The sequence below is a fragment of the Brevibacterium sp. genome (genome assembly GCF_052105255.1).
GTDB lineage: Bacteria > Actinomycetota > Actinomycetes > Actinomycetales > Brevibacteriaceae > Brevibacterium > Brevibacterium linens_B.
In genome coordinates this window covers 1-23,789 of record NZ_JBQDYQ010000051.1, presented here as the reverse complement: position 1 = coordinate 23,789, position 23,789 = coordinate 1, and the positions used below count along the sequence as shown (strand labels likewise).

The following is a 23,789-nucleotide window of genomic DNA, read 5'->3' as shown; positions in this document are numbered from 1 at the left end:
CGACGGTGACGATGCGCTCGCGCACCTGCGGGAGCAGCAGATTCGTCAGGGCGAAATGGCCGAGGTGGTTCGTCCCGAACTGCGATTCGAATCCGTCGACGGTCCGGTACAGGGGCGGGATCATGATCCCCGCATTGTTGATGAGGAGATCGATCGGATCGGTGAAGTCCGCAGCGAAATCGCGCACCGAGGACAGATCGGCGAGGTCGAGGTCACGCACCTCCGTACTGCCGGGCATCGTCTCTGCGGCGGCTTCACCCTTCGCGCGGTTGCGCACTGCCAGGATGACGTGGGCGCCGCGGCCCGCGAGAACCCGGGCAGTCACCCTGCCGAGTCCGCTGTTCGCGCCGGTGATGAGGGCCGTGCGCCCTGTGAGATCGGGAATGCCGAAGTCGATCGGGGAAGTCATGACTCCATCCTAGATTTCCGCCCTGGCAGTCAGCTGTCCAACCGAGCCGCCACCCCACCGCCGAATTTGTTAGGGTAACCTTCGTGCCGAAGACTCCTGAAACCGGTGCGCAGATTCTGCGCCGAGCCGCCCGTCGGCGCATCCGTCCGCTGCTCGGTGGAGCAGGGGCCCTGTCGATTTGGCAGGTCTGTGAAGCGCTCGTGCCGGTAGCGATCGGCTTCATCGTCGACCGGGCGATCATCCCGCTGTCGATCCCGGCTCTCGTCATCTCCATCATCGGCCTCGGTCTCCTCTTCACCGTGCTCAGCCTCGGCTACCGCGTCGGCGCGCGCCTGTGCAACGCCGCCCGCGAACACGAAGCCCATGCCCTGCGCGTCGAGATCACCCACGCCGCCCTGACCGCATCACACCTGCCATCCGACCGGACATCGGGGGAGGTGCTCTCGATCGCCTCCGCCGATGCCGACACCGCTGCCACGTCCTTCCAGCAGGCCGGCCGCGGCATCGCCTCGGTGCTGGGCATGATCACCGCTGCGGTCTTCCTCCTCATCGCCGACCACGTGACCACGGGCAGGTCATCGAGGAAGGCACCCACCACGACCTCGTCGCCGCAGGCGGCCGCTACGCCGAGCTGTGGGAGGCGTGGTCGGGCTGAGGCGGTGGCCCAGCAGGCGTCATCAGCTCAGGCCGAGGACAGCGGTGGCGATCGTGAAATAGAGGATGAGACCCGTGGCATCGCAGAACGTGGAGATGAACGGGTTGGAGAACACCGCGGGGTCGGCCCCGACTTTCTTCGCGATGAGCGGCATCAGTCCGCCCACTGTTGCGGCCATCATGCACACCGACAGCAGCGTCAGCCCGATGACCAGGCCGATCGCCCACCCGTAGACGAGGCCGGCGACGCAGAAACCGAGAACGCCGAGAACCGCACCCAACAGCGCCCCGACGCGCAGCTCTCGCCAGATCACGCGGCCGAGATCTCGGATGCGCACCTCTCCGACAGCCAGGGCCCGGGTGACGGTGGTGGCCGCCTGGTTGCCGGTGTTGCCGCCGGTGCCGGTGAGCAGGGGAATGAAGAGGGCGAGGACGACGACCTGATCAAGCCGGTCCTCATAGACTTCGAGGACCTGGACGGTGAGGATCGCGGACACGGCGAGGACGAGCAGCCACACGATGCGGCTCTTGACCAGACGCACGATGGTCGAAGACAGGTAGGAGCGATCCAACGGTTCCGTGCCGGAACCGCGGGCGATATCCTCGGCGTCCTCCTCGTCGATGATGTCGAGGACGTCATCCATGGTGAGGATGCCGACGAGGCGGTCTTCCTGGTCGGTCACCGGCATCGCGATGAGCCGGTGGGAGAGGAACTTGCGAGCGGCCTCCTCACGGTCGGTCAGCGCATGTGTGCTGATCGAGTCGCGGACCATGTCCTCGATGATCGTGTCCTCGTCGACGGCGAGGAGGTTACGCAGTGAAATCACGCCTCGGAGCACCCGGCCGGCTCCGACCACGGGCAGCAGGTAGACGGTCTCGGGTCCATCGATGCGGGCACGGACGACCTCCATCGCCTGGCCCGCCGTCCAATCCTCGTGGATGCCGAGGACCTCCGGAGACATGTACCGGCCGATCGCGGACTTCGGGTAGCCCAGCACTGCCGAGGTCATCTCCCGCTCGTCGGCGGTCAGCCCCTTCATCAACCGACTGGCCACACTCGCGGGCAGTTCGCCGAACAGCTCGGCTCGATCATCGGGGTCGAGGCCCTCGACGATGTCGGCGACCTCGGGTTCGCGGAGATTGCCGATGAGTTCGGCCTGATACGCCGGCGGCAGGTCCTCGAAGACGTCGAGGGCCTCGGCCTTGGTCAGCACCCGGAAGAGCATCGCGGACTGCAGCGGCGTCGAGGTGTGAACGAGGCGCCCGATCTCAGCGCGCGGCACCTGCCGGGCCAAAGCGGAGATCTCGTCGAGAGTGCCGGGATCGATTCTGCCGGTGAGTGCGGATTCGAGTCGGTCGGCCGCCTCGGTGCCCTCTGTCGTAGTGGCCACGCATGCCCCCTCACCTCGGACGGAACTTCCGTCCTCAAGCCTAAGCCACGGATGAGCGGCGACGATCCCCGCGGCGACACCTGCGCCGCGGAACGGGCCTGCCGAGTCAGCGTCGGGTCGCGTCCCGGCGGACGGTGAGCACAGGGACGGGGGAGCGCAGAACGATTCGCTGAGCGACCGACCCGAGGATCATCGTGCCCACGCGTGACCGGGCACGGACGCCGAGGACGAGGCGGTCGACCTCCGCGTGATCGTTCAGTTCGTCGATGACGGCGGTGACCGGGTCACGATCACCGCGGCCGGACCGATTGATGACGGTGACCTCGAGACCAGAGGGAATCTCATCCTCGGTGAAGTCATGGAGGGTGAGGTTGATGAGCAGCAGCCCGGTGCCGAGCTTCTGCGCCTCGGCGGCGGCCGATTCGAGGGCAAGCCGGCCCTCGGGACTGTCGGTGACGGCGACGGCGACTGACATGGAGGCTCCTTATCTGCGCCCGTACTCGGCTTTGAATTCGCGTTCGAATTCCGCGAGGTCCTTGTCCTTCGTCTCCGGCAGCATCAGTGCCAGGAAGACGAAGGCGATCACGGCGAGGCCGGCGAACATGCCGAAGGTCGCCGTCATGCCCAAGGCCTCGATGAGCGGCGGGAAGAACTGGGCGACGATGGCGTTCATGATCCACAGCACGAACACGCAGATGCCCATTGCGAAGCTGCGGATCTTCATCGGGAAGATCTCCGAGAGCATCAGCCAGGTCAGCGGGCCGACCGTTCCCTGCATGGAGAAGACGAAGAGGACGAGGAACGCGAGCACCGTCCACGCCTGTGCCGGTCCGGGCGGAACGATGACCGCGGTCAGGGCGATGAGCGTGTGGAAGACCGCGATGAGGGCATAGCCGGTGAGGAACATGACCCGGCGCGGCAGCTTATTCAGCAGATACATGCCCAAGGAGATGCCTGCCAGGGAGAACACGCCGTTGGCGATGTTGCCGATGATGGCGACACCGGAATCGAGCCCGGCTGAAGTGAGCAGCTGCGTGCCGTAGTACATGACCGAGTTGATTCCGGTCAGCTGCTGGAAGAAGCCGAGTCCGGCACCGATGATGACCAGTCGCAGCACCCACCGGGTGCCGAGGTCGGAGAGTCCGCCCGTGGCCTCCTTCGCATCCTCGGCTGCGAGGTGGGTGACCTCGTCGATCTCGGCCTCGGCGCGTTCGGGGGAGCGGACCTGCTTGAGCACGGCCAGAGCCTCCTCGGTGCGCCCCTTGGAGATCAGCCAGCGCGGGCTCTCGGGCTGGAAGATCATGCCCACGAGGAGGGCGATCGCCGGAACCAGGGCAACGAGCAGCATCCAACGCCAGATCGAGTCGACGTGTCCGAAGAAGTTGAAGATCACGGCGTTGATGACGAACGCCGCAAGCTGACCGCCGACGATCGTGAGCTCATTGCGGGTGACATAGCTGCCGCGCTTCTCCGACGGAGCGATCTCACCGAGGTAGACGGGAACGGTCGCCGAGGCGCCCCCGACGGCGATCCCGAGGACGAAGCGGGCGCCGATGAGGAATTCCGCCCCGGGCGCGAGGACACACCCGAGCGTGCCGATGATGAAGACGCAGGCGAGCAGCAGGATCGTCTTGCGACGGCCCCAGGCATCGGCGACTCGACCGCCGAAGACCGCACCGACGGCGGCGCCGACCATGAGGGAGGCGACGACGAGGCCTTCGCTCAGCGCGGTCAGGCCGAAGTCCTCGCTCAGCGGTTCGAGGGCCCCGTTGACGACCCCGGTGTCATAGCCGAAGAGCAGACCGCCGAAGGTGGCGACCGTGGCGATGATGCCGAGGCGGTGGACGGGGCGACCTGTGCCGACATAGGGGAGTTCGAAGTTCGTGCTGGCGGTGGACGTCGATCGGCGACGCGGGGATCCGGGTGGAATGGGCGGCTCCTTTCGCCTTCAGTCCTAACACATGGGAGCCTGCCACAGGCGGAGAGGGTGGAGCTCAGTCCTCCTGATACGAGTCGTCGATGACTTCGGGCATTCCATCGATCACCGAGACCTCTTCGGTTCCGTCGTCGGCCAGGGCATCGACATTGAGGTCGTCGCCATCGAGCTCGGCGACTTCGAATTCGTCATCGTCGTCGGAGACCATCTCGTCGCCGACGCGATTTCCCTGCTCGGCTGCAGGCGACTGATCGGTGTTGAACTCGTCGGAGAGGCGTGGAGCCTCGTTCTCGTCGTCCCCGCCGGCGTCGTCGACGAGAGCATCGTCGGCCCCTTCGATGCCCGTGCCTTCCGGCCCTTCGGCACCGGGCTCGACGGTCGCCTCGGCGGGCTCATCGTCGGTGCCAGAGTCGAGGTCGACCTGTTCGGCCTCGGCTTCAGCGGCCGCGAGCTCGGGATCGTCCAGTTCGTCTCCTGTCGGCTCGGCGAGATCGGGATCGCCGAGGATGGGGTCGTCTTCCAGTCGGTCGGCCGCGTCCGAATCGAACTCGCTCATGATCTCTCCTTCGCTCGCAATCAGGTTCGGCCCCTCATTCTTACACGTTGATGGACCGCAGGCCATGGGGGACAGAATCATTTCGGGTCAAAGCGGTCCTTCCACTCCTGCCAATCCCAGTGCGCCAGAAACTTCTCTCCGGCTATTCGGCCCGACGAGATGAGATCGAGTTTGTCGGCCGTCGTCAAAGCGAAGTCCGTGCTGCTGTGGCCGGTCGTGTCGACGAACACCGTCCTTTCGGTCACCGAAGGGTCGTCGATCTGCCGCCGGTCGTGCGCGTTGAGCACAGAGTTTCCACCGGCCGCATTCGGCCGGGCTGGCAGACTGCGCGGAGGCGGAGAATACGGTCCGAGCAGAAAGGGCCGCTTAGCCTTGATCCACCGTCAGGGGCTTCTTGGTGTAGCACTGTCAATGTAGTTGATGTGTGGGCGTCAGCGGGCATGGTAAAGGACCGGCCCCCTCGTCTGGTACTTCCACTGACAGTTTCCTCATCAGGCCCCGCAGGGCGGCATCGTGCATGGTCTCAACTCCTGCTTACGGGCTCGATGCCGTCGCCCATAACCGTGACCACTGAGCCTGCCTTGGCCATGATCTCGGGAGGTGAATAAGCAGTTTCCGTCCTGTCCTGGCCAGCCGTGCCGGAATGGTAATGATCTTCCGCAGCAGAGTCTGCATTCGCACCAACCCCATTCCCGCCGCTATGGCGGCGGCCCGGGCAAGATTGAACGCGATGACGGCGTAGGCCAGCCAGGCCTGGTTGGCCACGAACTTCCCCGACGGCAAATGCGCCAGCGGTCCCTGCTTGAGTTCAGCGATGACTTGCTCGACGATCGCATGCCCACGATGCCGACGATCAGCCTCCACAGTCGACAGGTCACTGTTGGTGATGAATGCGTGATACCGCCACGTGGCGAACAGTGCTTCCTGCGAGCCGGGTTTGACCTTGACTTTGCGCACCACCAACCGACACTTCACTCGTTCGGGTTTCGGTCGCGATGCGAACGCGGTGAACGAGTCCACTTCGGCGACTTCGGCATCAGAGACCCACTGATCAGACTCGGTGTCATAGATTGCTTGTGGGTAGGCAATCGGCTCCCACTCATCTTCGTCGATGCTGCTGATCGCTGCAGTCACGGTCTTCCACTGCGGAATCGTGTACGACCACCAAGCTCCGGCGTGTTCGGCTGCGGTGATATTGACTCGTTGGCAGAAAGCAGCATCAGCACGAATGAGGACCTCCCGTTCTGGGCCATCCGGGAGATGGTGTTCAGTCCGCGGATCAGGTGCCAGTCGGCATGATCTCCGGAGCGAATATTGCCCCGCCGCAGCTGAGACTCCAGCACTATCGGGGCCGACCCATCGGTGTGAGCGGTGATCAGCAGTGCATTCAGTCCCCTGACTCCGGAGTAGCCGAACGCAGCGGCTTGTTTCTCATACCCGTGGACACCACGAATGGTGTCATCCATGTCGACCATGATCGGCCCATCACCTGCGGGGATCATCGTCGGCAAACGGCCCAGCAGGTCTCGGTTCGTCTTCGCGATCTGGAGGACGTGGCCGTGAGTGAACGAGCGCAGAAACGTGCCCATCGTCGATGGTGCACGAACGGGCCCGATGAGACGCGGTGTCGCTCCGGCCCGCAGAAGGTCGAGATCATCAATGGAGTCTGCTCCTGCCAGCATTCCGGCGATGATCGTGTGTGACTTCACCATGTGATTCGGTGATGACACCGTCATCGCTGATAACGACTGGCTCAATCCGGCGTGTTCGGCCAAATCAAGTACTGGTGCCAGACCGGCAGCGGGAACGAGGTTGGGCTCATCGAACATGGGTTTGCGGGCATGAGAGACTATCACTTGCGAGGTGTCCTTCTGGCATGTGGTTCATAGTGGCTTCAGCACTACTATTTTCCCACGTCAGAGGGGCATTTCCTATTCATCGTGCAAGTATGAGGCACCGCTGAAACGGTGGATCAGGGCTTAGTGACGTGCCACGGAGACCGGCACGTCTCCTTCCGGTGACCTGTGCTTCTGGTCCGGCCCGGTCCGGCCGGTGAAGTGGTCCATCGTCTGGTTGACACCGAGGAAGTCCATGACCTTGTCGAAAGCTCGGGTCGGCAGGAGACGGGCACCCGGAACCAGGCGGACGAGCGAGGGCATGACCAGCTGCTCACGACCTGATTCGACGGAATCAAGGACCCGCGTGGCCACTTCGTTCTCTTCGAGGATCGGGAGCAGGCGCGGGAATTTCGTCTGCACTCCCTTGAACATTCCGGTGTTGATATAGAAGGGGCACACGGCAAGCGTATTGACCCGGCTGCCGTCGGCGCGCAGCTCTCCGCGCAGTGACTCGGTGAAGCCCACCGCAGCCCATTTGCTTGCCGAGTAGTCGGTCTGTCGAGCGACTCCGGTCAGGCCGGCAGCGCTGGCGATTGTGACCACGGAGCCGCGGTCGCGCTCGATCATTCCGGGTAGGAAGGCCTGGGTCGTCCAGTACAGGGCGAAGGTGTTGACGTCGTAGAGGCGACGGACCGCCGGTTCCTCCATGTCGAGAAGCTTTTTGCCGGAGACGATGCCGGCGCAGTTGACGAGGATGTCGATCTGGCCGGTCTGCTCGGCCATGGCGGCAACCTGGTCGGCATCGCCGACGTTGAGGGTGAAGGATCGGACCCTGGTTCCAGCGGCCTCCACCTCGGCGCGCACCGCGTCTCCGCGTTCGTCCGAGAGGTCCCAGATGATGACTTCGGCTGCGCCGCGGGCCGCCGCGTCCAGAGCCATGAGTCGGCCGATTCCGCTTCCGGCCCCTGTGATGAGAATGCGGCTGCCGGCGATCGTCGTTCCACGCGTCATGACTGTGCGTCCTTGCAGTTAGGCGTCAGTGCTGTCCCTCGCGAGCAGAACCCGCTCACGCGGACCTCACGAGATGTTACTCAACAGTACATCAGTGTGCCGTGGGTCACGCAAGAGTGGGTTTGCCAATCGCGTGTCGATCCGGGGAGTCAGCTCTTCGCTCGCCCCGCACCACCACGACGTGGGCGGGTCATCGAACTCATCTTCAGCCTACTCCAGGTGATTCGGATTTCAACAGGTGCGCGCAGACGCGAAGAAGCCCCGTTTACCAGTCCTGGATTGGGAAACGGGGCTTCCGTGTTGTGGCTCCGACCGGCGTCGATCCGGTGACCTTTCGATTTTCAGTCGAACGCTCTACCAACTGAGCTACAGAGCCGAGCCGCCGACATACTCGATAAGTATGCCGAGAGAAACAAAGGCTCTTCCGAAGAAGAGCCTTATGCTCCGCGACCCTGACGGGACTCGAACCCGCGACCTCCGCCGTGACAGGGCGGCGCGCTAACCAACTGCGCCACAGGGCCTTGCTGTTGTGATGGAAGACCTTACGATCCTACACCGTACCCCCAACGGGATTCGAACCCGTGTCGCCGCCGTGAAAGGGCGGTGTCCTAGGCCTCTAGACGATGGGGGCCCAGGTTGTCCTCGGATTCCCCGTGGGCAACGACGTTAAGCTTATCCCACCCGATTCGCGGAATGCAAAACGAAAAGGGGTGTCCTCGGTCACACGGCGAAAACGGTGCTTTTCGACGTTTCGTGCGGCCGCCTCGGCGAGGGGACCGGAGTCGCTAGAGTGGGAGGCATGGAGGCCCTGAGTGATGAGGAGTTCGACGCGATCCTCGGCGAAGCCCTGGATCTGCTGCCCGCCGGGGTGACCGAACAGCTGGACAATGTCGCCCTGTTCGTCGAGGACCGGCCGGAGGACGGCGATCGGCACCTGCTCGGCCTCTATGAGGGCACGCCGATCGGGGAGCGGGGGATCGCTGGGTTCGAGATGCCCGACAATATCTTCATCTATCGTGACAACCTCATCGACTTCGCTGAGGATGCCGATCACCTGCGCGAGGAGATCGTCGTCACCATCGTTCATGAGATCGCTCATTTCTACGGTCTCGATGACGACCGGCTCCACGAACTCGGGTGGGGGTGAGCGTCCCCGGCCGAAGGGGCTGACGGGCTTACCGACGAGTCACTTGACGTCACGAGAATTGGCGTCCGCAAGGCTACTTCGCCTATTGTGGGCGGGTACCTATCAGCACCGATACAACATTCCGTCCGTATCGATGCGGGGACACGGAGCCGTGAAAGCTGCGCCTCCTGGCCCCGCTGACCCGCGGGCAGGAGGCACTACCCCCTTATGACAGTTGCATCCAAGACTTCCAGCGCGGCGACCCCGGCCGTGCGAGTGCTCAACCTGGCAGGCATCGACTACAGCCTGCGCAGCTTCGACCACGACCCCGCCACCCGCCGTTACGGTTCGGAGGCCGCAGACAAGCTCGGAGTCAGCTCCGACCAGGTGTTCAAGACCTTGATGATCCAGGTCGACGGGCAGCCCGTGACCGCGCTCGTCCCCGTCTCCGGTCAGCTCGACCTCAAGGCCCTGGCCTCCGCGCGCGCAGCGAAGAAGGCCCAGCTGTCCGGCGTCGCCGAGACCGAACGTCGCACCGGCTACCCCGTCGGCGGAGTCTCTCCGTTCGGACAGCGCCATGCCGTGCCGGTCGTCGTCGACCGCACAGCGCTCGACCATTCGACAGTGTTCGTCTCGGCCGGCCGTCGCGGTCTCGAGATCGAGATCCGCCCCGAGGATCTCGTCATGCTCACGAACGCCCAGGTCGCGAAGATCGCCGCGCTCGACTGATCAGCTCTCGCTGATCCGAGCGTCGATCCCCGGCCTCACATCCATTCGACCTCACCGACCTCGGGCTCTGCCCGACCGGCGGTGAGGTCGGCGTACATCGCCTGCGCATCGGCCACCTCGGCGAGGGGAACCAGGACATCGAGTCCGACCTCACCGCCGTAGTCGGCCCGCGTCGTCCACCCCCGGTTCCCGGCCGCCCGCTCCAGGGCGTTGGCCTGGGCATAGTCGACGTGTGCGGACACAGGGACGCGCTCACGACGGGTGACGATCCGGGCTCTCTCCACCGCCGCCGAGGTGGCCTGACCGTACGCGCGAACGAGCCCGCCCGCGCCCAGCAGGGTGCCCCCGAAATACCGGGTGACGACGGCGACGACGAAGGTCAGATCATGACCGGTGACTACATCGAGGATCGGAGCGCCCGCGGTGCCGGCCGGTTCCCCGTCGTCGCTGAAGCGCTGAGTGCGCGAATCGATGTCGAGGACGAACGCCGAACAATGGTGGCGGGCCTTCGGATGCTCGGCGCGCGCCTCGGCGATGACAGACCTGGCCTCGGCCTCATCCGCGGCAGGGGAGAGGCGGGCGAGGAAACGGGATCTCTTGATCTCGATCTCGGCCTCGACGGGGCTGACGACGGTCCGGTAAGACATGCTCGTCACTGTAGTCGAATGTGTTCTACGATGAGCCCACGGGCGCGGATTCCGCGCTCATCCGCGGTACTTCAGTGAAAGGGTGACAACGGTGGACCACCTCAGCGAGGCCGATCTGGCAGCTCTCAAAGACGAATCCGACCGAGCTCGTGAACTCGACCGAGCACACGTGTTCCACTCGTGGTCGGCACAGCGGCTCATCGATCCGCCGACCGTTGCCCGCGCCCACGGGTCGACGGTCATCGACGGTGAGGGTCGGGAGTTCCTCGACTTCTCCTCGCAGCTGGTGAACACGAACATCGGCCACCAGCATCCGGCCGTCGTGGCCGCGATCAAAGACCAAGCCGATGTGCTGTGCACGATCAGCCCAGCCACCGTCAACGCCGCCCGCTCCGAAGCGGCCCGACTCATCACCGAACGCACTCCGGCAGGACTCGACCACGTGTTCTTCACCAACGGCGGCGCGGATGCGAACGAGCACGCCATTCGCATGGCCCGTCTGCATACGGGGCGGACGAAGGTGCTCGCCCGGTACCGGTCGTATCATGGCGGCACTCAGACTGCCGTCAACGTCACAGGCGACCCGCGCCGGTGGGAGAACGAGACCGGAGAATCGGGCGTCGTCCACTTCTTCGGACCGTTCCTCTATCGGTCCGAGTTCCATGCCACTACCGAGGCCGAAGAGACCCAGCGCGCACTGCAGCACCTGCGCCGGACCATCGAACTGGAGGGGCCGGGGACGATCGCCGCGATCATCCTCGAATCCATTCCCGGCACCGCCGGCATCATGGTGCCCAGCCCCGAGTACATGCAGGGTGTGCGGGCGCTGTGCGACGAGCACGGAATCGTGCTCATCGCCGACGAGGTGATGGCCGGATTCGGACGGTCGGGCAAGTGGTTCGCCTTCGAACACTTCGACATCGTCCCCGATCTCATCACCTTCGCCAAGGGCGTGAACTCCGGGTACGTGCCGCTGGGCGGAGTGATCATCAGCGACGCGATCTTCGAGACCTTCGCAGAACGCGTCTACCCCGGCGGGCTGACCTACTCCGGGCATCCGCTGGCATGCGCCGCGGCGGTTGCGACGATCAACGCGATGGCCGACGAGGGCATGATCGAACACGCCGCTCACATCGGGGAGACGATCATCGGACCCCGCCTGCGGCAGATCGCGGAGAGCTCGAAGCACGTCGGCGAGGTCCGCGGCATCGGAGCGTTCTGGGCGATCGAACTCGTCTGGGACAAGGAGTCCAAGGAACCGCTGGCCGCTTACGGCGGAGGATCACCCGAGGTCGCCTCGGTGGTGGCGGCGCTGAAGGAACACGGCGTCATCCCGTTCAACAACTACCACCGGGTGCACGTGGTCCCGCCGATCAACATCAGCGAAGAGGACCTCGAACGCGGCCTCGGAGTCTTCGAGAAGGTCCTCACCGACTTAGACTTCCCCCGCTGACCCTCACCCTCCCAGGACTACCCGACGGCGGCCCAGCAACCTCGCGCGAGGTTGCTGAGCCGCCGTCAGGTAGCAATTAGGGGGTTTGGTGGGTGTAGTTGCCGCCGAGGATTGTCGCGCGGACCGGGATCTGTGAGATCTCGCCCGCCGCGACGTTTGCCGGGTGAGTCTCCAGGGCGACGAAGTCGGCGAGCTTGCCTCGGCTCAGCGTCCCCTTGTCCGCACCCTGACCAGAGGCCTTCGCCGCCTCGACCGTGTAGGCCGCGATCGCCTCGTCGACGCTCAAGGCTTCGGCCGCCGAACCCATGACATCACCGTCACGGGTCCGGCGGGTGACATACGCTTCGATTCCGCGCAGCACATTGCCGTCGGCACACGGTCGATCCGAACTGCCGGCCATCGGCACGCCCGCATCGACGAACGATTTCGCCCGGTAGATCAGGTGCCGCCGGTCCGGCCCGAGCGAAGCGTTCATCCCGTCCCCGATGCCGTCGGCGAACGCCGCCTGCGGAGTGACGACGATTCCGTGCTCGGCCAGGGTCGCCAGATGCTCGTCATGGACCAAAGCGGCATGCTCGATCCGGTTGGGCACCGCCCGGCGGCCATAGCGCTTCTGCGCTTCGACGATGTTGGCGATCGCAGCATCCACGGCGGCATCGCCGATGGCATGTACGGCCAACGACCAGCCGGAGGCATAGGTGTCCAGTATCTGCTGCCGCAGCACCTCGGCGTCGTCCTGCAGGTAACCGGGGTGGTCCTTGCCCGCATAGTTCTCCCGCAGTGCCGCGGTTTCGCCGGACAGGGCCCCGTCCATGAAGAACTTCACGGGCCCGATCGAGATGAGATCATCGCCGAGGCCGGTGCGCAGCCCCGCATCCAGACCGATGCCGAACCCGTCGGCGGAGTTCGCCGCGATCGGGTGCAGCCCGTCGGCCTGCGGCATGAGCTGCGCTCGCGCCCGCAGCTTCCCCTCCTCCCGAGCCCGCAGGTAGCCGCTGATCTCGATGGGGGAGTGGCCGATCCAGCCGTAAGCGATTCCGCATTCGCCGAAGGACGTGATGCCTTCCTTCGCGTAGTAGGCCGTCGCCAGATCGAGGGCGTCGACGACGGTGTCGAGTGAATACGGGCGGATGAGGTCCTGCACCAGCGTCTGTGCGGTCTCTTCGATCAGCCCCGTCGGATGTCCGGCCGCGTCGCGGACGACTTTGCCGCCGACCGGCTCCTCGAAATCGGGGTCCAGGATCCCGGCCCGTCGCATCGCCTCGGTGTTGGCGATCGCGGCGTGACCGGATGTCTGCCGCATGAACAGGGGACGGTCCCCGGTGATCTCGTCAAGACGGCCCAAGTCTGGATACTGCCCGTCGTAGTCACGGTGGGCGTACCCCGTGGCTTCGATCCATTCCCCGGCCGGAGTCGTCGCCGCTGCCTTCTCGAGCGCGGCATAGACATCGGGCAGACCGCCGGGCAGCGCCGTGACATCGACCGAGGCCAGGGTGAGACCGAACCATGTCGTGTGGCAGTGGACGTCGTTGAAGCCCGGCAGCACCGTCGCCCCGCCCAGGGGCTCGACCCGGTCGGCGTCGATGCCGTCGAGCTCCTCGTCGAAGCCGATGATCCGATTGCCCCATACCCCGATCTTCTGCGCCCGCGGGCGCGTCGGATCAAGCGTGTAGGCGTCGAGGTCGGTGAAGATCGCGTCGATTCTCATAGAGCCACCTTAGTCAGATTCGCACGCCCTCCGCCCCACTGTTCACGGCGGGCCGTCAACAGATCGATCACGGCAGGCGCGCCCCGCGAACGGTCGGATCCGTGATGCAGTGGACGAGCGAGAGTCCCTTGTGTGCCAGCGCCTGTTCGAACGCGTCGCGGAAGTCCTCGGTGCGTTCGACGCGGATGCCGAGCCCGCCGAACGCCGTGGCCATGGCTGCGAAGTCCGGGTTCTTGAGTGCCGTGGCCGTGGCCCGGCCGGGGTATTCGCGGTCCTGATGACCGCGGATCGTGCCGTAGACCGAATTGTCGTTGAGCACGACGGTGAGGTCCGCGCCGTATTGGACGGCCGTGGCCATCTCCTGCCCGTTCATGAGGAAGTCCCCATCGCCGGCGATGCAGAACACCGCCCGTTCCGGATGGACGAGCGCGGCGGCGACCGCAGCCGGCAGACCGAATCCCATCGATCCGTTGCGCGGGCCCAGCGCCGAGGGGAACCCGTGCGTGGGCAGGAATCTGGTCGCCCAGCCGGAGAAGTTCCCCGCTCCGTAGGTGATGATCGCGTCGCCTGGCAACAGGTCCTGCACATGCACGAATGCTTCGTCCATGTCGACGAACCCCGCCGAGGCGGCCGACCCCGAACCTGCCACCTGCGGTGTCCGCCACGCCTCGAGCTCGGTCCGGGCCTCGGCGACCCACCCCGGCAGCGGTACGGCATCCCCGGCCGCCTCGGACAGGGCATCGCCGAGCGGCGGTTCGTCGATCGACCCGTCGGAGGACACCGAATACGTGCGGGTTCCCTCCTCGGTGAACAGGGATTGGGCGAACCGGCCGACCGAGGTGACGATGTGCTGGTCGAGTCGACCGAAGTGGCCGTGTGCATCGGCATCGGGGCCGATGACGACGGTGCGCTGGTCGACGCCGTTGGTGAACCCGTCGGTGGCCACATCGGTGCGGACACAGCCCAAGAAGATGTGCAGGTCCGCCTCGGCGAGGACTCGCTTCGCCGCGGGGGACGCACCATACCCCAAGATGCCGAGGAAGTTCGGACTGTCATGGTCGATGCCGTCATAGGCGCGGAAGGTGCCGAGCACGCCGAGGCCGCGGTCGCGTGACCATTGGGCGATGCGCCGCGAGGTCGACGGGGACCAGTCCTCGCCGCCGATGATGAGCACGGGACGGTCGGCGGCGGTGATGCGGGCACGCAGCTCCGTGACGTCCCCGGCGTACGGTGAGGCCGAACCGTGCACACGTGGGGCCAGCACCGTCCCGGAACTCGGGCGGACAAGGACCTCTTCGGGCAGACCGACGATGACGGGACCGGGCCGCCCGGTCACGGCGGTGTGCACGGCGTCGACGACCACCTCGGCGGCCTTATCGGGATCATCGAGGGTGAGCACCTTCTTCGCGGTCGAAGTGAACCAGCCGTTCAGGTCGAATTCCTGGAAGGATTCGCGGCCGCGATGATCGGTGGGGATGAGACCGACGAAGACGACGAGAGGGGTCGCATCCTGGTACGCGGTGTGGACGCCGACCTTGACGTTGGCCGCACCGGGACCACGGGTGACCATGGCGATTCCGGGAACCCCGGTCATCCGCCCCTCGGCGACGGCCATGTATGCGGCCCCGCCCTCCTGACGGCAGACGATCGGGGTGATCGACGAATCGCGGAGTCCGTCGATGACATCGAGATACGACTCGCCGGGAACCAGATAGGTGCGAGTGACTCCGTGTGCTTCGAGTTCCTCGACGATGAGATGACCTGCAGAAAGAGACGCGGAGGTGTCCATATCCCATGCTTATCATCATTTCGCCTCCTGTGGTTGTCTCAACTGCCCACCACCCTGCCCATTTGCAACGGTGAGGTCGTATGATCGTGCAACAACGGAATCAGTACGGTCCGCCGACTGAGCCCGTGAGCAGGAAGTCCACACCGGACCGGGGTGGGGACTGAGACTGACAGCCAGGAGGCTCTCGCATGACCGGAATCGACTCCGACCAGGCAACGGCGCAGGAGTTTGAGCCCGCCGACCTCGGCGGCGGCCGCAGGCGCGGTCGCGTCGGAGCCCCCTCGACGCCGCGCCGGGCACAGCTCGAACGGGATCCGGGAATGCCGGCGAGCACGTGGCGGCTGCGTTCGGACGCGTGGGAGTACCTGAAGTTCGCTATCAAACGCCTGGCCGTCAGCGGCGGGGACTTCTCGATGATCGCCGAAGACGGCGAGGTGTGGCGGTCACTGCGTTCGCTGAAGACGATCGAGCTCTATTGGGCAGGTTTCGGTCAGCGCTATGTGGAGGAGATCACCGACCTGCTCTCGAACGGCGAATTCGACCGCGCGCACGACATGATCACACGTGCGGTCAATCGGCTCCGGGGCACCACCGTGCCCGACACCGGTGAAGACGACCTCACCGAGGATGAGCGCGCCGAACTCAAGGACCGCCAGGACACCCGTCCTCGCTTCGAGGTCCTCATCGTCGACGAGACCACCGAGGGTGGCCGCGATGAGCTGCACACGGACCTGCTCAAACTTCGCAACGCCTCCGACCAGTTCATCTACGACTACGTCATCGTGCCCACCGCCGACGATGCGGTGGCGGCGGCCCTGACGAACCCGAACCTGCTCGCCTGCGTCATCCGCCCCGGTTTCACCGACAACACCCGCGAGGTGCTCAGTCGTGACCTGCGCGATTCCATCGAGTTCGCGCACACCTCGACGAAGGAATCGCCGACGGCGCCGATGAGTCCGCTCAATTCGGTGCGTCGGGTGCTGCGGCTGGCCGACACCCTGGCGAATCTGCGCCCCGAACTCGACCTCTACCTCATGGCCGGTGCCCATATCGAAAGCCTCGCAGGTGCGCTGACGCACCGGTTCCGTCGCGTCTTCCGCCGCGAGGACCAGTTCGAACTCCACCTGTCCCTGCTGCGCCGCGCCCAGCACCTCTACGACACTCCGTTCTTCGACGCCATCCGAGAGCATGCCCGCCGCCCGGCCGGAGTCTTCCACGCACTGCCCGTGTCCCGCGGCGGCTCCGTCGTCGGGTCGAAGTGGATCGGCGACTTCGTCGAGTTCTACGGACTCAACTTGCTGCTCGCCGAATCCAGCGCCACCTCCGGTGAGCTCGATTCCCTGCTCGCACCGGTGCACACACTGAAGAAGGCGCAGTCGCTGGCCGCCCGTGCCTTCGGTGCCAAGCGCACCTATTTCGTCACGAACGGCACGTCGACGGCGAACAAGATCGTCCACCAGGCCGTCGTCTCACCCGACGAGGTCGTCATGGTCGACCGCAACTGCCACAAGTCCCACCACCATGCGCTCATGCTCACCGGTGCCCGCACCGCCTACCTCGAGGCGTACCCGCTCAACGATGTCGCCTTCTACGGGGCGGTGCCGCTGAACAGGATCAAGCAGCTGCTGCTCGACTACCGGGCCGCCGGCCGCCTCGACGAGGTGCGGATGATCACCCTGACCAACTGCACCTTCGATGGAATCGTCTACGACCCCTACAAGGTCATGTCCGAATGCCTGGCGATCAAACCCGACCTCGTCTTCCTCTGGGACGAAGCCTGGTTCGCCTTCGCCCGATTCCACCCAGTCACCCGCAAACGCACCGCCATGGTCGCCGCGGAGACCCTCGAGGAGAACCTCGCGACCAACGCCCACGCCGCGGCGTACCGGGAGCAGCAGAAGCGCCTGTACGATCCCGAGACCGGCGCCCCCGCCCCCGATTCGGTGTGGCTGGAGGAGGACCTGCTGCCGCCGCCGGACGCGACGATCCGCGTGTACGCGACCCAGTCGACGCATAAGACGCTGACCGCGCTGCGCCAGGGCTCGATGATCCACGTCTACGATCAGGAGTTCTCCACCGGCGCCGAGGATGCCTTCCACGAGGCGTACATGACCCACACCTCGACGTCGCCGAACTACCAGATCCTCGCCTCCCTCGACCTCGGTCGCAGGCAGGTGGAGATGGAGGGCTTCGCACTCGTGCAGAAGCAGCTCGACCTGGCGATGAGCCTGTCCTCGGCGATCGCCAGGCATCCTCTGCTGAAGAAGACGTTCAAGGTGCTCACCGCCGCCGATCTCATCCCCGAGGAATATCGGGTCACCGAACGGACGATGCCGCTGCGCGATGGGCTCTCCACGATGTGGGACGCCTGGGTCCGCGATGAGTTCGTCGTCGATCCCAGCCGCATCACCGTCGAGATCTCGGGCACGGGAGTCGACGGGGACACGTTCAAGCACGAACACCTCATGGACCGCTACGGCATCCAGGTGAACAAGACGAGCCGGAACACCGTGCTGTTCATGACGAACATCGGCACCTCACGCTCGGCCATCGCCTACCTCATCGAGGTGCTGGTCAAACTGGCGGGGATGTTCAATGATCCGCACGAGCTCCACGAACAGGACGCGCTGACCGAACCTGCCGCGGTGATGCCGCCGTTGCCGGACTTCTCGGCCTTCGCCCCCGACTACGCCGCCGAGGTGCCCGCCGACGACCCGTCGAAGCAGCTGCCCGACGGCGACCTGCGCACCGCCTACTATGCGGGTCTGCGTCGCCAGAACATCGAGCACGTGCTGCCGCATGAGCTGCGGCGCCGTGTCGAGAACGGCGAACAGCCGGTCTCGGCCGGATTCGTCACCCCCTACCCGCCCGGGTTCCCGGTGCTCGTTCCCGGACAGGTCATCACCGCCGAGGTGCTCGACTTCATGTCGGCGCTCGACACCCGAGAGATCCACGGCTACGACTCCCGCCAGGGCTACCGCGTCATCCTCAAAGAGGTTCTGGAGAACTGAGCGAGAAAGGCGAGGCGCTCGACCGTGCCGACCGCTCGGCTTACCGTCGAGCGCGCGGCTTACCGTCGAGAGCATACGTCAGCCTCGTGCGATCTCGCCGACCGCTCACGTCAGCGTCGAGCGCGCGCCGTATAGCTTGATACAGCGACGGTAACGTGAGCGGTCGGCGAGATCGCGGTTATCCCAGCTGGCCGGGATGGAGGACGCGGGAGAGGAAATCCTTCGTCCGCTGCTCGGCCGGGTTGCCGATGACGTCCTTAGCGGGCCCTTCTTCGACGACGACTCCGCCGTCCATGAAGACCACGCGATCGGCGACCTGCCGGGCGAACTCCATCTCGTGGGTGACCACGACCATCGTCATTCCCGCCTCGGCGAGGTCGCGCATGACCTGGAGAACGTCACCGACGGTCTCCGGGTCGAGTGCGGAGGTCGGCTCGTCGAAGAGCATGACATCGGGGTCCATGCTCAGGGCCCGGGCGATCGCAACCCGCTGCTGCTGACCGCCTGACAGCGATCCCGGCTTGGCCTCCATCTTCTCGGAGAGCCCGACCTTCGCGAGGTTCGCTTCGGCGACCTTGTTCGCCTCGGCCTTCGATCGCCCCAGGACCTTCGTCTGCGCGATCGTGAGGTTCTCACGCACGGTGAGGTGGGCGAAGAGGTTGAAGGACTGGAAGACCATGCCGATGCGGGTGCGGGCGGCGTCGATGTCGAGATCGAGGTCGGTCATGTCCATGCCGTCGACGACGATCGAGCCGCCGGTGGGTGTTTCGAGTGTGTTGATGCAGCGCAGCATCGTCGACTTGCCGGAGCCCGAGGGCCCGATGACGCAGACGACTTCGCCCTTGTCGACGTCGAGGCTGATATCGGTGAGGACCTGGTTCGTTCCGAAGCTCTTCTGGAGGTTGCGGATGGCGATGATCGGGGTTGTGGTCGCGCGCGCCGAGGCGGTGGGGACATTCATCATTTCACTCCAGAATCTGCGGAACCGTACTTCTTCTCCAACACCCGCGACAGGTACGACAGCGGAACCGTGATGACGAGGTAGCACAGTGCGATGACGATGAACGGGGTGAGGTTCGCGGTGTTGACGATCTCGGCACGACCGAGTGCCGCAAGCTCACGACCGTCGACTGAAGACCCGAGGATGTAGGCGAGCGAAGAGTCCTTGGTCAGCAGGATCAGTTCGTTCGTCAGCGGCGGCAGGATGATGCGCATCGCCTGCGGCAGGACAATCGTGAACATCGCTCGTGAGGAGGACATGCCGAGTGACCGGGCGGCTTCGATCTGTCCCTTCGGCACCGCCTGGATGCCGGCGCGGATCGTCTCGGCCATATAAGCCGAGGAGACGAGTCCGAGCGCGATCATGATGATGACGAGCTGTGGCAGGATGAATCCCTGGAAGGCGACGGGCAGTCCGAATCCCATGACGAGGAAGACGACGAGGGCAGGCAGTCCGCGGAAGAACTCGATGTAGATCGTTGCCAGCCATCGGTAGACGCCGACCGAGGACAAGCGCATGAGTGCGACGACGAGTGCGATGGCCAGGCCGAGAGCGAAGCCGAGGAGGGTGAACACGACCGTGTTCTTCAGCGCTCCGGTGATGACTTCGGGGAACATCCCTGTGGCGATGTCGACGCGACCGAACGTATCGATGAGCGTCGGCCAATCGGCGAAGATCGCGATGAGGATCGCGATGATGACGAGGACGGCGTACTGGATGCCGCGGGAGACCTTCGCCTTCTGGCGCTTGCTCATCTTCGCTTTCGGGGTGGCGGTGGCGACGGGGACGGCGGGGCCGGTCGGGCGGCCGTCCTCTGACGCGGAGGGAACTGACATGGTTGTCCTTCGAAAAGCTGTGGCGGGGGTGTCCGCCGGGGGTGCGTGCCGTGAGGGTCGGATGGGGCTCAGGCAGGTCGGTCGATTTCAGCCGAACGGGCGGCCCGCTGCAACGACAGATCGCAGCAAGCCGCCCATTCGCAGGCAATCACTTGGGAGCGTCGCCGAACCACTTCTCGTAGATCTTGTCGTATTCGCCGTTGTCCTTGATCTCCTTGATCGTGTCGTCGACGGCCTCCTTCATCTCGGTGTTGCCCTTCTTCATCGAGATGCCGTAGTGCTCGTCGGTCTTGATGTCGAAGCCGACGGCGAAGCCCTTGTTCTCAGTGTTGTAGTTGTACAGCACACCGTTGTCGTTGATAACGGCATCGACCTGACCGGTCTTGAGCGCTTCGAGCGAGAGCGGCAGATCCTCATAGGTGATGACCTCGGAATCCTTGAAGTTCTCCGTGGCGTAGTCGAGGCCAGTGGTGCCCGACTGTGCACCGACCTTGAAGCCCTTGAGCCCGGCCTCATCCTCCGCGGTTTTGTCATCTTTCGTCAGGATCGCCTGGTTCGCGTCGAAGTACGGCTCGGAGAAGTCCGTGGCTTCTTCACGTTCGGGGGTGATCGTCGTCGCCGCTGCAGCCACGTCACATTTGTTCTGGTTGAACTCCGCACCCGAGGTGATCGTCTCGAACGAGGTGTTGATGATCTCCTGCTCGACACCGAGCTTCTTCGCCACGGCGTCGACGATGTCAACATCGAAGCCGACGACCTCGCCGTCCTTCTCGAACTGGAAGGGCTGGTAGGACAGATGGGTGCAGGTGGTGAGCTTGCCTTCTTCGACGATGGGCACCCCGCCCTCGGCGGTGGAATCGCCTCCGCCGCCGCAGGCGGGCAGGGCGAGCATGGCGCCGACGGCGGCAATGGCCAGACTCGAGCGTCGTTTCATGGTTCCTCCAGGAGATCGGTGACAGGTGAGTCACGTACGCGGTCCGCTCTGACGTAGATGTCTGAGCAGCGTCTGTGAGGAATCCTACCGTGAACTGGGTCACACTCATGTCGCATCGATGATCGCCGAGGTGGTTGTGACGAAATCGTAGTCATTCCCGGTGACCGGAACGGCCGCTCGGCACCCGACCGTGGACGCGAAAGGCCCGACCAGCGAAAACGTTGGTCGGGCCCTAATCCAGGAATCTCAGCTCAGCTGGTCCTCCATGTCGAGGTCAGAGGTGTCCTTGGCCAGCCACAGGGCGACGATCGTAACGATGGACGCGGCGATGATGTAGAGGCCGCAGTAGACGATTGACCCTCCTTCTGCCTGCCACAGAGCGACCATGGCGAACGGTGCGGGACCGGCCCCGATGACGCTGGACATGTTGTACGAGATCGCCGATCCGGTGTAGCGGACGTTGGCGGGAAAGAGCTCCGGCAGGTACGCGGCCATCGGGCCGAAGGTCAGCCCCATGAGGATGAAGCCGACGGTTAGGCCGATGATGACTCCCGGGGTGCCGGCATTGAACAGGGCATTGACGACGAGCCCGTAGGCGGCGATGAGCACGGTCACACCGAGCAGCATCTTCCGCCGACCCAGCTTCTCGGCCAATGGCCCGGAGACGACGGTGAAGATGCCGAAGAAGACGACTCCGATGATGAGGTAGGTGAGGAACTCGTTCTTCGTGTACCCCAGCCCCGCGACGAAGCCTGCCGGATCGAAGGATTTCCCTGCCGCCTCGGCGGCGGTCTGGGCCTGCTCCGGGGTGGCCGGTGAGGTGCCGTAGGTGAGGGTGAAGGCGGTCATGAAGTAGAAGATCACGTAGGTCGCGAGCATGATGAACGTGCCGAGGATGAGCGGCTTCCAGCTCGTGGCGAAGACCCGCCCGAGCGGGGCCTTCGAGATCTGCTGCTTCTGCGCGACGAGTTGGAACGCGGGGGTCTCCATGAGCGACATGCGCACGTAGAGGCCGACGGCGACGAGCAGGGCCGAGAGCAGGAACGGAATGCGCCAGCCCCAGGCGAGGAACGCCTCGGGGGAGGTCCAGGTGCCGAGGGCGACGAAGAGCAGGTTCGCGATGATGAAGCCGACGGGTGCGCCGAGCTGAGGGAAGGTGCCCCAGATGGCGCGCTTGCCCTTCGGGGCATTCTCGGTGGCCAGCAGGGCCGCGCCCGACCATTCGCCGCCGAGGCCTACACCCTGGCAGAAGCGCAGGAGGACGAGGAACAGCGGGGCGAGGACGACCCAGCCCGGCGTGCTGGCGGTCGGCAGCAGGCCGATGAGGAAGGTGCCGATGCCCATGATGAGCAGGGAGGCGATGAGCGTCTTCTTCCGGCCGATGCGGTCACCGAAGTGGCCGAAGATGATCGAGCCGAGGGGGCGGGCGACGAAGGCGACGCCGAAGATCGCGAACGAGCTCAGCAGCTGAGTCGTCGACGTCTGGTTGGGGAAGAAGAGGGCCGGGAAGACCAGCGAGGAGGCCGTGGCGTAGGCGTAGAAATCGAAGAACTCGATCGTGGTGCCGACCATCGAGGCGGTCAGGACCTTGCCGCGGGTGTTGTTCTTCCGAGTCGCCGCGATCGCGTCGTCGACCCCGGGTGCCGAGGAGGGATTCTCCGGCTGTGTTTCGGTGGACATGGTGGTGCTCCGCTGTTTCGTGAGTGCAGGCACGGGCGGGTGGTCCGTGCCAAGGGAAAAGGCCGTCGGCGCTGTGTCAGGCACAGCGTCGACGGCGACGAATAGACACTACGCCCGTCTCACAAAACGCGATTTTCGAGTCTCACCAATTGAGATTACTAGGTGGTCGAAGTGTTCTGGACAACTCAGACCGGATCGTCGGGCCATCGGGCGCTGAGTCCGCCCGGCGCTCAATTCTGAGTCGTGACCTCGGTGATCGTCACTTTTTCCTTGGGCGCTCCATCGGCGGCGCCGGAGTCCGTGCCCTTGGCCGCGATGTCGGCGACGGTCTTCGTGCTCTTCTCGTCCAGCTGTCCGAACACCGTGTAGTCGGGCGGCAGCGAGCTGTCATCGTAGACGACGAAGAACTGGGAGCCGTTCGTATCGGGACCGGAGTTCGCCATGGCCAGAGTCCCTGCCGGGTAGGTCTCGGAACCATCGAGCTCATCCGGGAACGAGTAGCCTGGGCCGCCCGAGCCGGTGCCCGTGGGGTCCCCGCACTGGAGGACGTAGATGCCTTCGGTGGTCAGTCGGTGGCAGTCGGTGTCGTCGAAGTACTTCTGCGCGGCCAGCGACAGGAAGCTGTTGACGGTGCACGGTGTGCGGTCGGCATCGAGAGTCACTGCGAGGTCCCCGGCGTTCGTTGCGATGGTGGCATCGACAGTGCCCTTCGCCTCCGGTTCCTCTGCCGGTGCTTCGACGTCCTTGGCGCCCGCCTGCGAATCGGCGGGGTACGAGCAGGCGCCCGCTGCGGCTGATGAGTCGGATTCGGCTGCGGAGCTGCCGCCGGAATCACCCTCGGAATCAGACGATCCGCATCCGCTCAGCAGCAGAAGAACGAGGACGGCGAAGGCGGCCAGTGTCAGCACAACGGCTGACTGCGGACGACGGTTCAGGGCATGAGAGCGACTCTGCGCGAGGTGATCCATGCGTTCATCGTATCGGCACCGTCGTCGAGACACGGGCGCGGCGTCGAGACACGGGCGAGCACCCTCTGTGTCAGGCTGTAGTGAGACAGCCTGACACAGTAGGCGGGGAATAG

At 65.0% G+C, this 23,789-nt stretch carries 20 protein-coding genes, 3 tRNA genes and 1 pseudogene; 4 read left to right on the top strand and 20 right to left on the bottom strand.

Features of this window, described 5'->3' with window-relative positions; all coding sequences use genetic code 11:
* The 12 genes and pseudogenes from ACTIIH_RS12815 to ACTIIH_RS12760 all read right to left on the bottom strand — a co-directional run.
* A partial coding sequence (locus tag ACTIIH_RS12815; RefSeq protein WP_441452168.1) for an SDR family NAD(P)-dependent oxidoreductase occupies positions 1-409 on the bottom strand: 409 nt, incomplete at its 3' end.
* Positions 410-438: 29 nt separating this feature from the next.
* Positions 439-798: a hypothetical protein gene (locus ACTIIH_RS12810; protein WP_441092337.1), complete on the bottom strand. Its 360-nt coding sequence runs from the start codon at positions 796-798 to the stop codon at positions 439-441.
* 288 nt (positions 799-1,086) lie between these two features.
* On the bottom strand, positions 1,087-2,454 hold the full coding sequence (gene mgtE, locus ACTIIH_RS12805) for a magnesium transporter (protein ID WP_441452167.1): 1,368 nt from the start codon (positions 2,452-2,454) through the stop codon (positions 1,087-1,089).
* 106 nt (positions 2,455-2,560) lie between these two features.
* Positions 2,561-2,929: a universal stress protein gene (locus ACTIIH_RS12800; protein WP_441452165.1), complete on the bottom strand. Its 369-nt coding sequence runs from the start codon at positions 2,927-2,929 to the stop codon at positions 2,561-2,563.
* Positions 2,930-2,938: 9 nt separating this feature from the next.
* Positions 2,939-4,282 (bottom strand): sugar porter family MFS transporter, encoded by a 1,344-nt coding sequence (locus ACTIIH_RS12795; protein WP_441452174.1) that lies wholly within the window; start codon positions 4,280-4,282, stop codon positions 2,939-2,941.
* A 166-nt stretch (positions 4,283-4,448) separates the two neighbouring features.
* Positions 4,449-4,946 (bottom strand): hypothetical protein, encoded by a 498-nt coding sequence (locus ACTIIH_RS12790; protein WP_441092333.1) that lies wholly within the window; start codon positions 4,944-4,946, stop codon positions 4,449-4,451.
* Between the two features lie 77 nt (positions 4,947-5,023).
* Positions 5,024-5,233, bottom strand: a complete 210-nt coding sequence (locus tag ACTIIH_RS12785) for a hypothetical protein (protein ID WP_441452163.1) — start codon at positions 5,231-5,233, stop codon at positions 5,024-5,026.
* Between the two features lie 247 nt (positions 5,234-5,480).
* Positions 5,481-6,775 (bottom strand): annotated as a pseudogene (locus ACTIIH_RS12780) (IS1380 family transposase).
* A gap of 150 nt (positions 6,776-6,925) precedes the next feature.
* Positions 6,926-7,795: an SDR family oxidoreductase gene (locus tag ACTIIH_RS12775; protein WP_441452161.1), complete on the bottom strand. Its 870-nt coding sequence runs from the start codon at positions 7,793-7,795 to the stop codon at positions 6,926-6,928.
* Between the two features lie 303 nt (positions 7,796-8,098).
* A tRNA-Phe gene (locus ACTIIH_RS12770) sits at positions 8,099-8,171 on the bottom strand.
* A 71-nt stretch (positions 8,172-8,242) separates the two neighbouring features.
* Positions 8,243-8,316 (bottom strand) — tRNA-Asp (locus ACTIIH_RS12765).
* 37 nt (positions 8,317-8,353) lie between these two features.
* Positions 8,354-8,426: transfer RNA gene (locus ACTIIH_RS12760), tRNA-Glu, on the bottom strand.
* 168 nt (positions 8,427-8,594) lie between these two features.
* Here ACTIIH_RS12760 and ACTIIH_RS12755 point away from each other — a divergent pair.
* Together ACTIIH_RS12755 and ybaK are read left to right on the top strand one after the other, a co-directional pair.
* Positions 8,595-8,942, top strand: coding sequence for a metallopeptidase family protein (locus ACTIIH_RS12755; RefSeq protein WP_441452159.1), 348 nt, complete (start codon positions 8,595-8,597; stop codon positions 8,940-8,942).
* A 207-nt stretch (positions 8,943-9,149) separates the two neighbouring features.
* Entirely contained in the window at positions 9,150-9,650 is a 501-nt protein-coding gene (gene ybaK / locus ACTIIH_RS12750; protein WP_441452157.1) for a Cys-tRNA(Pro) deacylase, read from the top strand.
* 35 nt (positions 9,651-9,685) lie between these two features.
* Here the strand turns inward: ybaK and ACTIIH_RS12745 are convergent, their stop codons facing one another.
* The gene (locus tag ACTIIH_RS12745) at positions 9,686-10,297 is read right to left on the bottom strand and encodes a YigZ family protein (RefSeq protein WP_441452155.1); all 612 of its coding nucleotides are present in this window, start codon (positions 10,295-10,297) and stop codon (positions 9,686-9,688) included.
* Positions 10,298-10,388: 91 nt separating this feature from the next.
* Here ACTIIH_RS12745 and ACTIIH_RS12740 point away from each other — a divergent pair, with 91 nt between their 5' ends.
* The gene (locus ACTIIH_RS12740) at positions 10,389-11,750 is read left to right on the top strand and encodes an aspartate aminotransferase family protein (protein WP_441452172.1); all 1,362 of its coding nucleotides are present in this window, start codon (positions 10,389-10,391) and stop codon (positions 11,748-11,750) included.
* A 76-nt stretch (positions 11,751-11,826) separates the two neighbouring features.
* Here ACTIIH_RS12740 and ACTIIH_RS12735 read toward each other — a convergent pair whose 3' ends face one another.
* Positions 11,827-13,458 carry an amidohydrolase gene (locus ACTIIH_RS12735; protein ID WP_441452154.1) on the bottom strand — a complete coding sequence of 544 codons (1,632 nt, stop codon included), beginning with the start codon at positions 13,456-13,458 and terminating at the stop codon, positions 11,827-11,829.
* A 67-nt stretch (positions 13,459-13,525) separates the two neighbouring features.
* Positions 13,526-15,247 (bottom strand): thiamine pyrophosphate-dependent enzyme, encoded by a 1,722-nt coding sequence (locus tag ACTIIH_RS12730; RefSeq protein ID WP_441452153.1) that lies wholly within the window; start codon positions 15,245-15,247, stop codon positions 13,526-13,528.
* A gap of 188 nt (positions 15,248-15,435) precedes the next feature.
* Between ACTIIH_RS12730 and ACTIIH_RS12725 the strand changes: the two genes are divergently transcribed.
* On the top strand, positions 15,436-18,258 hold the full coding sequence (locus ACTIIH_RS12725) for an aminotransferase class I/II-fold pyridoxal phosphate-dependent enzyme (RefSeq protein WP_441091662.1): 2,823 nt from the start codon (positions 15,436-15,438) through the stop codon (positions 18,256-18,258).
* Between the two features lie 178 nt (positions 18,259-18,436).
* Here ACTIIH_RS12725 and ACTIIH_RS12720 read toward each other — a convergent pair whose 3' ends face one another.
* The 5 genes from ACTIIH_RS12720 to ACTIIH_RS12700 form a co-directional block, all read right to left on the bottom strand.
* Positions 18,437-19,219, bottom strand: a complete 783-nt coding sequence (locus tag ACTIIH_RS12720; protein WP_441452171.1) for an amino acid ABC transporter ATP-binding protein — start codon at positions 19,217-19,219, stop codon at positions 18,437-18,439.
* A complete protein-coding gene (locus tag ACTIIH_RS12715) occupies positions 19,219-20,013 on the bottom strand; it encodes an amino acid ABC transporter permease (protein ID WP_441091715.1) in 795 nt (264 codons plus the stop codon). The genes ACTIIH_RS12720 and ACTIIH_RS12715 overlap by 1 nt, the downstream gene beginning before the upstream one ends.
* A 229-nt stretch (positions 20,014-20,242) precedes the next feature.
* A complete protein-coding gene (locus tag ACTIIH_RS12710; RefSeq protein ID WP_441452151.1) occupies positions 20,243-21,028 on the bottom strand; it encodes a transporter substrate-binding domain-containing protein in 786 nt (261 codons plus the stop codon).
* 246 nt (positions 21,029-21,274) lie between these two features.
* A complete protein-coding gene (locus ACTIIH_RS12705; protein ID WP_441452149.1) occupies positions 21,275-22,708 on the bottom strand; it encodes an MFS transporter in 1,434 nt (477 codons plus the stop codon).
* Between the two features lie 230 nt (positions 22,709-22,938).
* Positions 22,939-23,676, bottom strand: coding sequence for a peptidylprolyl isomerase (locus ACTIIH_RS12700; RefSeq protein ID WP_441452147.1), 738 nt, complete (start codon positions 23,674-23,676; stop codon positions 22,939-22,941).
* Positions 23,677-23,789: the final 113 nt, after the last annotated feature.

Bases quoted from the DNA above. Each gene is read 5' to 3' on its own strand.
- ACTIIH_RS12800 (WP_441452165.1), bottom strand. From the start codon at position 2,929: ATGTCAGTCGCCGTCGCCGTCACCGACAGTCCCGAGGGCCGGCTTGCC.
- ACTIIH_RS12790 (WP_441092333.1), bottom strand. From the start codon at position 4,946: ATGAGCGAGTTCGATTCGGACGCGGCCGACCGACTGGAAGACGACCCC.
- ACTIIH_RS12775 (WP_441452161.1), bottom strand. From the start codon at position 7,795: ATGACGCGTGGAACGACGATCGCCGGCAGCCGCATTCTCATCACAGGG.
- ACTIIH_RS12755 (WP_441452159.1), top strand. From the start codon at position 8,595: ATGGAGGCCCTGAGTGATGAGGAGTTCGACGCGATCCTCGGCGAAGCC.
- ybaK (WP_441452157.1), top strand. From the start codon at position 9,150: ATGACAGTTGCATCCAAGACTTCCAGCGCGGCGACCCCGGCCGTGCGA.
- ACTIIH_RS12745 (WP_441452155.1), bottom strand. From the start codon at position 10,297: ATGTCTTACCGGACCGTCGTCAGCCCCGTCGAGGCCGAGATCGAGATC.
- ACTIIH_RS12735 (WP_441452154.1), bottom strand. From the start codon at position 13,458: ATGAGAATCGACGCGATCTTCACCGACCTCGACGCCTACACGCTTGAT.
- ACTIIH_RS12730 (WP_441452153.1), bottom strand. From the start codon at position 15,247: ATGGACACCTCCGCGTCTCTTTCTGCAGGTCATCTCATCGTCGAGGAA.
- ACTIIH_RS12725 (WP_441091662.1), top strand. From the start codon at position 15,436: ATGACCGGAATCGACTCCGACCAGGCAACGGCGCAGGAGTTTGAGCCC.
- ACTIIH_RS12720 (WP_441452171.1), bottom strand. From the start codon at position 19,219: ATGAATGTCCCCACCGCCTCGGCGCGCGCGACCACAACCCCGATCATC.
- ACTIIH_RS12715 (WP_441091715.1), bottom strand. From the start codon at position 20,013: ATGAGCAAGCGCCAGAAGGCGAAGGTCTCCCGCGGCATCCAGTACGCC.
- ACTIIH_RS12710 (WP_441452151.1), bottom strand. From the start codon at position 21,028: ATGAAACGACGCTCGAGTCTGGCCATTGCCGCCGTCGGCGCCATGCTC.
- ACTIIH_RS12705 (WP_441452149.1), bottom strand. From the start codon at position 22,708: ATGTCCACCGAAACACAGCCGGAGAATCCCTCCTCGGCACCCGGGGTC.
- ACTIIH_RS12700 (WP_441452147.1), bottom strand. From the start codon at position 23,676: ATGGATCACCTCGCGCAGAGTCGCTCTCATGCCCTGAACCGTCGTCCG.